This window comes from Pseudomonas fragi (genome assembly GCF_002269505.1).
Lineage (GTDB): Bacteria > Pseudomonadota > Gammaproteobacteria > Pseudomonadales > Pseudomonadaceae > Aquipseudomonas > Aquipseudomonas fragi_D.
On sequence record NZ_NQKQ01000010.1, the window covers coordinates 101,118 to 112,694 of the forward strand.

11 protein-coding genes are annotated in these 11,577 nt (G+C 59.4%); 8 read left to right on the top strand and 3 right to left on the bottom strand.

Translation table 11 applies throughout. The features are described from left to right. The first annotated feature begins 159 nt into the window (after positions 1-159). Positions 160-939 (top strand): AraC family transcriptional regulator, encoded by a 780-nt coding sequence (locus tag CJU81_RS11305; RefSeq protein ID WP_095036662.1) that lies wholly within the window; start codon positions 160-162, stop codon positions 937-939. A 90-nt stretch (positions 940-1,029) separates the two neighbouring features. Further along, positions 1,030-1,989, top strand: a complete 960-nt coding sequence (locus CJU81_RS11310) for a quinone oxidoreductase family protein (RefSeq protein WP_095036663.1) — start codon at positions 1,030-1,032, stop codon at positions 1,987-1,989. 33 nt (positions 1,990-2,022) lie between these two features. Here the strand turns inward: CJU81_RS11310 and CJU81_RS11315 are convergent, their stop codons facing one another. Beyond that, positions 2,023-2,553 (bottom strand): DUF4946 domain-containing protein, encoded by a 531-nt coding sequence (locus tag CJU81_RS11315; protein WP_095036664.1) that lies wholly within the window; start codon positions 2,551-2,553, stop codon positions 2,023-2,025. Positions 2,554-2,781: 228 nt separating this feature from the next. Between CJU81_RS11315 and CJU81_RS11320 the strand changes: the two genes are divergently transcribed. The 6 genes from CJU81_RS11320 to rfaD all read left to right on the top strand — a co-directional run bounded on the left by CJU81_RS11320 (position 2,782) and on the right by rfaD (position 10,167). Continuing rightward, positions 2,782-4,059, top strand: coding sequence for a serine/threonine transporter (locus tag CJU81_RS11320; protein ID WP_095036665.1), 1,278 nt, complete (start codon positions 2,782-2,784; stop codon positions 4,057-4,059). A gap of 148 nt (positions 4,060-4,207) precedes the next feature. Continuing rightward, positions 4,208-4,732, top strand: coding sequence for a sigma-70 family RNA polymerase sigma factor (locus CJU81_RS11325; protein ID WP_095036666.1), 525 nt, complete (start codon positions 4,208-4,210; stop codon positions 4,730-4,732). Then, positions 4,729-5,712, top strand: a complete 984-nt coding sequence (locus tag CJU81_RS11330; protein ID WP_095036667.1) for a FecR domain-containing protein — start codon at positions 4,729-4,731, stop codon at positions 5,710-5,712. The genes CJU81_RS11325 and CJU81_RS11330 overlap by 4 nt, the downstream gene beginning before the upstream one ends. A gap of 106 nt (positions 5,713-5,818) precedes the next feature. Further along, positions 5,819-8,263, top strand: a complete 2,445-nt coding sequence (locus CJU81_RS11335) for a TonB-dependent siderophore receptor (protein ID WP_095036668.1) — start codon at positions 5,819-5,821, stop codon at positions 8,261-8,263. Positions 8,264-8,330: 67 nt separating this feature from the next. Continuing rightward, positions 8,331-9,107 (top strand): class I SAM-dependent methyltransferase, encoded by a 777-nt coding sequence (locus tag CJU81_RS11340; protein WP_095036669.1) that lies wholly within the window; start codon positions 8,331-8,333, stop codon positions 9,105-9,107. Between the two features lie 70 nt (positions 9,108-9,177). Next, positions 9,178-10,167, top strand: a complete 990-nt coding sequence (gene rfaD, locus CJU81_RS11345) for an ADP-glyceromanno-heptose 6-epimerase (protein WP_095036670.1) — start codon at positions 9,178-9,180, stop codon at positions 10,165-10,167. Between the two features lie 64 nt (positions 10,168-10,231). Here rfaD and tal read toward each other — a convergent pair whose 3' ends face one another. Beyond that, complete coding sequence (gene tal / locus CJU81_RS11350) at positions 10,232-11,155, bottom strand: transaldolase (protein ID WP_095036671.1); 924 nt, start codon at positions 11,153-11,155, stop codon at positions 10,232-10,234. A 155-nt stretch (positions 11,156-11,310) separates the two neighbouring features. Beyond that, entirely contained in the window at positions 11,311-11,541 is a 231-nt protein-coding gene (locus CJU81_RS11355) for a hypothetical protein (protein WP_095036672.1), read from the bottom strand. Between the last annotated feature and the right edge of the window lie 36 nt (positions 11,542-11,577).

Below are 11,577 nucleotides of genomic sequence, written 5' to 3' on the forward strand. Positions count from 1 at the left end.
ACGAAAAAAGTGTCAGCCTGAGCGACAAGGCCTGTCAGGCAACTGATGGCAAGATGACAAATCTGTCAGGTTGGGGCGCTTTGGGCTCATTCAAGGCCTATGGCCGTCGCTCAGTTGCCTCGCTACCATAGGCCCTTACGATTCTGACGTGTACCGCTTATGGCTCTTGCAGCTCCGCCAGATTTTTCTGATACCGCAGTGCGGGTTCAACCCTTGGCGCGCACCTACCCGCGTGGTTTGTATATCGAGCGGCACCAGCACGACTGGGGCCAGTTGTTATACGCCACGAGCGGCGTGATGTGGGTCGATACGCCGGATGAGGCACTGGCCGTGCCGCCGCAGCGAGCGGTCTGGCTGCCACCGCAGGTGCCGCATGGCATCCGCGTGGTGTCGGATCTGCAAATGCGCAATATCTATTTACCGCCCAGGCTGGCGAATACGCTGGACAACCGGGTGCAGGTCATAGAAGTCGGGCGGTTGCTGCGTGAGTTGATCATCAACCTGGTGGAGCAGCCCCATGACCAGGCGCAGTACATCGAAGCGCTGCTTGAGCTGACCCTGCTGGAGCTGCAGCGCGCCCGGCGCACATTGCTTACCGTGCCAATGCCCGACACCCCGGACCGACGTTTGCTCAACCTGTGCCAGTCGGTCATGGCCAGCCCGTCGCTGGCCATTGCCTTTGAGCAGCACGCCGAAAACGCCGGGGCCAGTGTGCGTACCCTGGCCCGCTTGTTTCAGGGTGAGCTGGGCATGGGTTTTGCTCAATGGCGGCGGCAGGTTCAACTGGCCACTGCGGCTGCCGAGTTGATCCAGGGGGGTTCGGTAAGTCAGATCTCACGCTCGTTGGGGTATTCACCCAGCAGCTTCAGCGATATGTTCCGACGTGAGTTGGGCATAAGCCCTTCGCGGTATGCCTCCAGTTCAGCTCCGCAAGCCTGAATTTGGCCGGTAGGCAGTAGCCACTGACCGGAACCCGTCGATTAGCGGCCATACACTGGGTGCCTCTTTACAGCATTCGAAGGGCTGAATATGAAAGCACTGCAGTTTTGCGCAACCGGCGATCTGGCCGCACTGCGTCTGGCGGACCTGGCGCTGCCGGTAGTGGGTGCAGACGAAGTACTGGTGCAGGTCAAGGCCGCCGGTTTGAACCCCAGTGATGTGAAAAATGTGCTCGGACGCTTTCCCTACACCACCTTGCCACGGGTTCCCGGTCGCGATTTTTCCGGGGTGATTGTGGATGGCCCGCAAGCACTGGTGGGCAAGGAAGTGTGGGGCACGGGTAAGGAGCTGGGCTTCTATCGGGACGGTTCCCATGCAGGCTATCTGGCTTTGCCGGTTGACGGCGTAGCCTTTAAACCCAAGTCACTGAGCTTTGCCCAGGCCGCCAGCCTGGGGGTGCCCTACACCACGGCGTGGGATGCCCTGCAGCGCAGCGGTGTAGGCGTTGATACCCGTTTACTGGTGCTCGGTGCCAATGGCGCTGTAGGTACGGCTGCCATCGCGCTGGCGAAAGTGCTTGGTGCAAAGGTGCTGGCCGCCGTGCGTCGCCGCGAGCAGGCGCAGGTGCTGCAGGCACAGGGCATTGAGGTGCTGGTGCTGGATAACCCGCAAACGCTGGGTGAGCAGGTGAATGAGGTATTTGAGGGCGGCGCCGAGGTGATTTTTGACACCACGGGTCACTGGCTGCCTGCGGCCGTGCCGGCGTTGCGCACTTTTGGGCGAATTGCCTTTATTGCCGCGCCGCTGGACGGTCATGTGCATCTGCCTGCGCTGGCCCTGTATCGCAAGGGCGGTACGCTGGTCGGGGTCAACACGTTGCTTTATAGCTGCGGTGACTGTGCGCAGATGCTCAATCAGTTTGGCCAGTACTTTGATCAAGGCCTGCTGCCTGCGCCCGGCGGTTTTCAGGAAGCTGACCTGGTGGACGGCCTGGACAGTTATGCCCAGGTCAATGCAGGTACATGCACCAAAGTGGTGCTGATTCCCTGAGCCTGTCCCGTTGGAGCAAGCCCGCTCCTATCTTTACTGCCCCAGGCGCAAGCTGGTGCGAATGCCATTGACCTCGGCTTCATTGGCTTTGTAGCCATCTGCAGGGCCAGCGTAGGACAAGGCGTAGGCGTTATTGCCTTGCGTGGCGGCGACCAGGGTCTGGGTGATCACGTGGTTGCCGTTCTGGGTGATCTTGCAGGTGGTTTGCAAGGCCTCAAGACCGCCGAGGGTGCTGCTGTGGATCTTGTTGCAGGCGCTCTGGTATCCGCCTTTGGCGAAGTTTTGCTGCAGGGTTTTGCGCATTTGCAGCAAAACCGCCTCCATATTGACCTTGTGCTCCGGGGCCAGGGTCGACTGGGTCAGCTCCATGACCATTTGCGGGTCGCCACTGGCGTCGTTCTTCACCGCTCGCTGGCGCACGCTGTTGTCGTCAGGCGCGGGCGGTACGGCCTGAACTTCCCAGCCACCGGGCCAGGTGATCATCAGACCGTCGGCGCTGGCCGCGGGCACGGCAGCCAGCAGGCACAAGCCGATAAAAACAGGGAAACGTCGGGCAAAATGCATGGGTCTCGGGCCTTTTGAGCGATAGATGGATTGCAATAGTGTATCAATAGGTGTCGAAGTATTGCTTTGCAGCGTGACATCATTTTCGACCATTGCTCAGCTAAACCTTTGCTTCTTATGTCTAATCCCGGACAATCGCGCCCCTCTTATGGCCGGGGCGATGTCAGCAAGGTGATTCTTGTCCGCCCCGGCTGCGTGGTAACGACCGGCTAGCGGAGATTTGACCGGATGAATGACCAGGCTAACAGCGTTGACGAACGCTTCGACGAGACACCAGCGACCTTGAGCCGCTGGAACCGTCATGACACCACCTGGATGCTGGGCCTGTTTGGCACGGCGATTGGCGCAGGTACTTTGTTTTTGCCGATCAACGCAGGGCTTGGCGGCTTTTGGCCGTTAATGATTCTGGCATTGCTCGCGTTCCCGATGACCTTTTACGCCCACCGCGGCCTGACCCGCTTCGTTCTCTCCGGGCGTGAAGGCTCAGATATCACTGACGTGGTTGAAGAACATTTCGGCCTGCGCGCAGGTGCTGTTATTACGCTGCTGTACTTCCTCGCCATTTTCCCGATCCTGCTGATCTACAGCGTAGCGCTGACCAACACGGTCGGCAGCTTTATGCTCAACCAGATGCATATCACCCCGCCGCCACGGGCGATCCTGTCGCTGGTACTGATCCTGGGCCTGCTGATTGTGGTGCGCTGCGGTGAGCAGGTGATCGTCAAGGCCATGAGCATGCTGGTCTACCCGTTTATCGTGGCATTGCTGTTTTTGGCGGTTTTTTTGATCCCGCACTGGAACGGCGGCATCCTCAGTACCGCGACTACGCTGCCTGCGCCTTCGGTATTGCTGCATACCCTGTGGCTGGCGATTCCGGTGATGGTGTTCTCCTTTAACCACTCGCCGATCATCTCGGCCTTCGCCGTTGATCAAAAGCGCCGCTACGGTGCCAACGCCGATGAGCGCAGCTCGCAGATCCTGTCCCGCGCTCACCTGCTGATGGTGGTGATGGTGCTGTTCTTCGTGTTCAGTTGCGTGCTGACCCTGTCGCCGGAACAACTGGCCGAAGCCAAGGCGCAGAACCTGTCGATCCTGTCCTACCTGGCCAACCATTTCAGCAACCCGACCATCGCTTTCGCCGCACCGTTGATTGCATTCGTGGCCATCGCCAAGTCTTTCCTGGGCCATTACATCGGCGCCAGCGAAGGCCTTAAAGGCCTGGTACTGAAAACCGGCAAGCGCCCGAACGCGAAGAGCCTCGACCGCATGACCGCCGCATTCATGCTGGTGGTGTGCTGGGCCGTGGCCACGCTCAACCCGAGCATCCTGGTGATGATCGAAACCATGGGCGGGCCGGTGATTGCCGCCATTCTGTTCCTGATGCCGATGTACGCGATCCGCCGGGTTCCGGCCATGCGCCAGTACTCGGGGCAGATCTCCAACGTGTTCGTGACGGTTATCGGCCTGATCGCGATCTCCTCGCTGGTGTACTCGCTGATCCCTTGATGCATGCCCCTGTCGCCGCCGTCCTGGCGGCGACACTGCGCGGATTGACCCGCGCAAGCCGCCCAGGGCTTGAGTCCGGCCGGTACTGCGAATATGATTGCGACACATTCCTATTCGCAGTGTGCTGACCGCACGTCCGAGGGTTCCCGTGTCGCCATCTCCGCCGAACCCGACGTTGCTGCACGCAGATGTGCAAAACCTTTACAGCGATCATCATGGCTGGCTGGTCAACTGGCTGCGCCGACGCCTGCGCGATACCGACAATGCCGCCGACCTGGCCCAGGACACCTTTCTTTACGTGCTCGGCAAGCCTGAACAGGTGACCCATTTGCGCGAGCCGCGGGCCTGGCTGAGCAGCATTGCCAAGGGCCTGTTGATTGACCGCTTTCGTCGCCACAAGGTTGAGCAGGCCTACCTGCAAGCGCTGGCGCACCTGCCCGAGCAGCAGATGCCTGCCCCGGAAGAGCGCCTGATCCTGCTTGAAACCCTGACCCGAATTGATGCGCTGCTCGATGGCCTGAAGCTCAATGTGCGCACTGCGTTTTTGCTGTCGCGCCTTGAAGGGCTTGGCTATCAGGCCATTGCCGAGCGCCTGGGCGTTAGCGTCAGCTCGGTGGAAAAGTACATGGCCACAGCCATCCGCCATTGCTTTCTGGCGCGTCAGGCCCTGTGAGCGCGGGTTCGTCACAGCCTGAATTTGCACCCCATGTGCTCGATCAGGCGATTGACTGGCTGGTCAAAACCCAGTCCGGTGCGGCAGAGCCGCAAGTATTTGCGGCGTGCGAGCAATGGCGCGCCGCCGACGCCAGTCATGAAGCCGCCTGGCAAGCCCTGCAAATGACTGAAAGCACCTTGCGCCAGGCCTCGGCACTGCCAGGGCGCGTGGCCCTGGACACCCTGGCCGGCAGTGGTCGCCTGAGTTCACGACGTCAGGCTTTCAAGCTACTGGGTCTGGGCCTGTTGGGCGCGGGAGCGGGTGCTTTGGCGCTGCAGCAACTTTCGTGGCGCAGTTTTGGGGCCGACTATGCGACCGGCGTGGGAGAGCGGCATTCGTTCAATCTGCTCGATGGCACGCGTTTGCAGCTCAATACCGACAGTGCTGCTGATGTGCTGTTCACTGAGCAACAGCGCCTGATTGTATTGCGCGAAGGTGAGATATTTATCCGTACGGGTCAGGATCCGAGCTCTGCAAGCGGGCGCAGGCCATTTTGGGTGCATACCCGTGAAGCGCGTCTGCAGGCAATTGGCACCGTATTCGATGTCCGTCAGGAGTCGGGGCGTACTCGATTAATGGTCGAGGAGGGCGTAGTAGCGATTCACTTGCCCGATAGTCGGCCAGTACTGGTGCAGGCAGGTAGCGAATACCTTATTGACACTCAATCGGCACGACCGCAGCCCGCGTCCGTCTTTAGTCCCAATGGCTGGGTCAGCGGTGTGCTGGTGGCCAGGCAGATGCGCCTGCAGGATCTTGTACAAGAACTGGCGCGCTATCGCCACGGCTGGTTGCAGTGTGATCCGGCGGTCGCTGAATTGCGGGTCTCCGGGGTGTTTCAACTCGACCGCATTGACCAGGCACTGGAGGGTTTGAGCCAGTCGCTGGCAGTGCGTATTGAGCGCCGGACACGGTTCTGGACGCGGATTGTGGCGGCTTAGTCCGTAGCAGCTGCAAATTCAAATAGTTATCAAACTTCTTTGCGGGTTTTCGGCTGGTCTTCGACAGATAGGCATAAGACTTATCCATTGCAGGAGCCCCGCGCCAATGTCCCGTGTTTTTCGCAACCCTTTATTGCCTGGCCGCAGCCGCCTGGCCATTGCCTTGCACATCGTTTTGCTGGGCACCGCGGCGCAGCCGCTATCGCTGGTCAGCGCTGCGCACTTGAGTGTTCAGCGCAGCTTCGATGTACCGGCCAGCAATCTGCAGGACTCACTGAACCGCTTCGCCCAGCAGGCCAATATCTCCCTGCCTTATGACCCGGCGCTGGTGCAAGACAAGCAGGCGCCAGCTCTCAAGGGTCGTTTTGATGTGGCTCAGGGCTTGCAGCAACTGCTCAGGGGCAGCGGTTTGACTGCTAGCGAAGGCGCCAGCGGAGTCTGGACTTTGTATCCTCTGACTTCCGCCAATGTAGACGGCCAGTTGCAATTGCAAGCCACCAGCGTCACGGGTCTGGCATTGGGCAGCACCACTGAGGGCAGTCACTCCTACACCACGGGTGAAACCAGTACGGCGACCAAATTGCCGCTTTCGCTGCGCGAAACGCCGCAGTCGGTCACGGTCATTACCCGTCAGCAAATGACTGACCAAGGTTTGGGCAGTATCGCTCAGGTATTGTCGCAAACGCCCGGTATCACCGTGGTGCATGACGACAGCGAGCGCTACAACTTTTACTCCCGCGGTTTCACCCTCGATAACTTCCAGTACGACGGTGTGCCGACCTCGGATTTCACCACCAATACCAACGGCCTGGGCATGCGTGACATGGCCATTTACGATCGCGTAGAGGTAGTGCGCGGTGCCACTGGTTTGATGAGCGGTGTGGGTAGCCCGTCGGGGGCCGTGAACCTGGTGCGCAAGCGCCCGACCAAGGAGTTTCAGGGCTATGTATCGGGCAGCGGCGGCTCATGGGACCGCTATCGCAGCGAGCTGGACCTGTCCGGGCCGCTAACGGAAAACGCTGCGCTGCGTGGGCGTGTGGTTGCCGCTCACGAAGATGGCCGCTCCTTTATCGATCGCTATTCCTCGACCAAGGACGTGTTCTACGGCATCGGCGAAGCGGATTTGACCGACGACACCACGCTTTACGCCGGTATCGACTATCAGCGGATCAATTCCAACGGCTCCAGTTTTGGCCAGTTGCCGCTGTATTACAGCGATGGCAGCCGCACCCACTTCAAGCGCTCGATGAATCCCGCAGCCAAGTGGGCCTATGCCGACAGTGAAAGCACCAAGTACTTCGCCGGTGTTGAGCAACGTTTTGCCAACGACTGGCTCCTCAAAGTCGAGGCCAGCCACTGGAAGGGCAACACCGAGCAGTTGCAGGGCAACCTGGTGGGCTGGGGGCCTTTCCCGGACAAGGCCACCGGCGAAGCGCAGTTTATGAGCGGGACCAAAACCTTCAAGATCAATACCGACACGCTGGACGCCTATGCAACCGGGCCGTTTGAGCTGTTGGGGCGTACCCATGATCTGGTGGTAGGGGTGAACGTCAGTGACCGGCGCACGGACTACCTGGCGATGAATGCCGATGACCTGACCGTCAATTATGAGAACTGGAACAACGATGCGCCGCGGCCTACAGATTTGAGTCGGGGCTTGAAGCAAAAGTACAAGACCAAAGAGTCGGCAGCCTACGCAGCATTGCGCCTGAAACCTGTAGACGATCTGTCGATCATCTTGGGAACCAGGGTGGTGGACTACGATCGCAAGGGCACAATGACCTATAACGCGGCGCAAACCGTGCCAACCACAGATAACAGCAAAAAAACCGGCAAGATGATTCCTTATGCCGGGATCGTCTACGACTTGAGCGAAAACCACTCGGTCTATGCCAGCTACACGGATATCTTCACGCCGCAAAGCTACTTCGACCGCGACGACAAGGTTCTGCCGCCGATGACCGGCCAAAGCTATGAAGCCGGTCTGAAGTCCGAGTATTTCGGTGGTGCGCTGAACACCAGTTTTGCCCTGTTCATGATCAAGCAGGACAACTACGCCGAATACGATGGTGTGCGTGATGATGGCCAGGATGCCTACAAGGCAATCAGCGGAACCAAAACCAAGGGCTTCGAGGCTGAAATATCCGGTGAAATCATGACCGGCTGGCAATTGCTGGCGGGCTACACCTACGCCCAGCCACGGGACAAGGATGGCAAGCGGATCAACAGCAACCACCCTGAGCAATTGTTCAAACTGGCCACCAGCTATCAACTGACCGGCGACCTCAAGGACCTCAACGTGGGCGGCAACCTGACCTGGCAGGGTTCGACCTACAGCGAGCTGGATTCATCGATCAAGACCGAGGCCAAGGAAGGCAGCTTTGCCGTGGTCGGCCTGATGGCCCGCTATGACATCAGTAAAAACCTCAGTGCGTCGGTCAATCTGAACAACGTCTTCGACCGTGAGTACCTCAGCGGTTACGGCCTCTACTCGACGTATTACTACGGTGACCCGCGCAACCTGATGCTGGGCATGAAGTACCGTTTCTGACGAGGTTTTCATCTCGCGTCTGCCCTGCGTCGGCTATGGTTAAAAACCACGAAACCGGAGGCCGGCAATGAGCAATTCCACCATTCATCATGCAGCAGCAGACGGTTACAAGCAGGGCGCCGACACCTATGTGCGCGGGCGCCCGGATTACCCGGCGGGTGTGACCGCATGGTTGTCAGAAACCCTTGGCCTGGGCCCCGGGCAAACCGTGCTTGAAGTCGGGGCCGGCACCGGCAAGTTCACCACGCGCCTGTTACAGACGGGCGCGCGGGTGATTGTGGTCGAGCCGGTGCAGGCCATGCTCGACAAGCTCTCCGGCAACTATCCCGAAGTCGAAACTCATCAAGGCACTGCCCAGGCCATCCCCTTGGACGATGCCAGTGTCGATGTGGTGGTGTGCGCGCAGGCTTTCCACTGGTTTGCTACCTCTGCCGCGCTGACCGAGATGTATCGCGTGCTCAAGCCTGGCGGGCAACTGGGGCTGATCTGGAACCTGCGTGATGCCAGTGTACCTTGGGTGGCGCAACTGGATGCACTGGTCAATCAGTGGGAAGGCGATGCGCCGCGCTTTTACACCGGCGCATGGCGTCAGGCATTTCCTCATCCGGGTTTCGGCCCTTTGCGCGAGCAGCAATTTCGCCATTCCCACGACGGACCGGTAGAAGACGTAATCTTCAACCGGGTGCGTTCCACCAGCTTTATCTCGGCCCTGGCACCGGCCGAGCGTGATCGGCTGGAACAGCAACTGACGGCTTTTGTCGCCTCGCACGACGCGTTGAATCACGGCGCCACCGTCAGCGTGCCGTATGTCACGTCGGCATTTGTCACCCGCAAGGACGCTTGACCTGCATCAATGTGCCCGACTCGCACAGGCATAGCCTGAGCTCAATCCATGTTCCAGGAGGTTGCCATAGATGAGCATCATCGTGACCGGGGCTGCCGGGTTTATCGGCAGTAATCTGGTAAAGGCGCTTAACCGGCGCGGCGAGCGCGACATCATTGCCGTGGACGATCTGACTGACGGCGACAAGTGCCGCAATCTTGCCGACTGCGATATCGCCGACTACTTCGATAAACGCGAATTCGTAGAGCGTTTCGCCACCCATCAATTGGGCGATGTGCAAGCCGTGTTCCATCAGGGCGCCTGTTCCAGCACGGTCGAAAGTGATGGGCGGTTGATGATGGACAATAACTACCGCTACAGCTGCGATGTGTTGCAGGCCTGCCAGGAGCAGTCGGTGCCTTTGCTGTATGCCTCTTCGGCGGCGGTGTATGGCGCCAGGCGGGAGTTTCGCGAAGCCCGCGAGTATGAACAGGCGCTCAATGTATACGCCTGGTCCAAGTTTCTCTTCGATCAGCGCGTACGCCAGCTGTTGTCCGGGGCGCGCAGCCAGATCGTCGGCTTGCGCTACTTCAATGTCTACGGCCCGCGTGAGCAGCATAAAGGGCGCATGGCGTCGATGGTCTGGCACTGTTTCAACCAGTATCGTGAGCGTGGTCATGTCGAGTTGTTTGGCGAATACGGCGGGTACCCGGCGGGCGGGCATGAGCGCGATTTTGTTTCAGTGGAGGATGTGGTCAAGGTCAATCTGCACTGGCTGGACCATCCGCAGACCAGCGGCATTTTCAACCTGGGTACCGGGCGTGCGCGGTCCTTCAATGATCTGGCGCTGGCGACGATCAACAGTGTGCGCGCTGCCGAGGATAGACCGCCCCTGACCCTTGAAACGGCCTTGCTGGACGGTGTGTTGCGCTATTGCGAGTTCCCTGATGCGCTCAAGCACAAGTATCAGGTGTACACCTGCGCTGACCTTGCTCAGTTGCGTGAGGCGGGTTATCGCGAGCCGATGCTGGGCCTGGAGGAGGGCGTGCAGCGCTATTGCGCAGGGCTTCTTGCATCTTAGGTCGTGGGAGCAAGCCTGCTGGCGAAGGGTGTTTCGCTAGCAGGCTTGCTCCCACAGGATGAAGTTATTTACCTGACAACAGTGCTTCCAGTTTTTCCTGGTCGCGGGCGAACTGGCGAATACCTTCGGCCAGTTTCTCGGTGGCCATTGCATCTTCGTTGGAGGCCCAGCGGAATTGCGCTTCGTTGAGGCTCAGGCGCGGTTCGCCCTGGTTGCCCGGCGCCAGTTTGCGTTCCAGCTTGCCTTCGTCCAGTGCCAGTTTTTCCAGCAGGTCCGGGCTGATGGTCAGGCGGTCGCAACCGGCCAGTTGCTCGATCTGGTTGAGGTTGCGGAAGCTGGCGCCCATCACCACGGTGTTGTAGCCATTGGCTTTGTAGTAGTTGTAGATGCGGGTAACGGACTGCACGCCCGGATCATCGGAGCCTACATAATCAATACCGGTGGACTTCTTGTACCAGTCGTAAATCCGGCCCACGAACGGCGAGATCAGGAACACCCCGGCATCGGCACAGGCAGCCGCCTGGGCAAACGAGAACAATAGGGTCAAGTTGGTTTGAATGCCTTCCTTTTCCAGTTTCTCGGCTGCGCGAATGCCTTCCCAGGTTGAAGCCAGCTTGATCAGGACGCGGTCGCGGCCTACGCCGGCCTTGTCGTAAAGCTCGATCAACTGGTGGGCTTTTTGCAGCAGGGCCGGTTCGTCGAACGACAGGCGGGCGTCGACTTCAGTGGAAATGCGCCCCGGAATCACGTTCAAGATACCGCTACCCACGGAGACCGCGAAGTGGTCGCAGGCCTGGCCGACATCACCTTTGGCGTGGCTAATGGCGTTTTGCAGCAGTTCTGCGTAGCCGGGCATCGCGGCGGCCTTGAGCAGCAGCGACGGGTTGGTGGTTGCATCCACAGGTTTGAGGCGGGTAATCGCGTCGAGGTCGCCGGTGTCTGCGACCACGGTGGTGAACTGCTTGAGTTGTTCCAGCTTGGAAGTCATGAGCGTCTCTGTCGGAAAGGTATTAATGGCAGTACAGATTGAGTGCGTTATCAATCAATAGTTCGTTGAACCCAGAGTGGCAGAATGCCGCTGAATGCGTTCTCAGTGCAACTGATGGTGCGGATTTAATCTGTCGCAGTGCCAATATTCCGGTTTTACAGTTCCAGCTTGCCCCATCCTGGCTTGGGCGGCTCTGGCTCGGCGGTCTGCACAGCATTGACGGTTTTGCCGGTGGCCAGTTCGACCCGGCGCGCCACTTCCGGGTCGTCGGCAAAGGGCATCAGGCTGGCTTCGTCGATATCGTTTGCGGTTTTGTGCTTCAGGCACCAGCCCACCGCGAGATACAGGCTGATCACGGCGGCGCTGTTGAGGGCCAGTTCAAACATGTGCAAGGCTCCTTGCTGGGAGGCAGCGCACGCCTT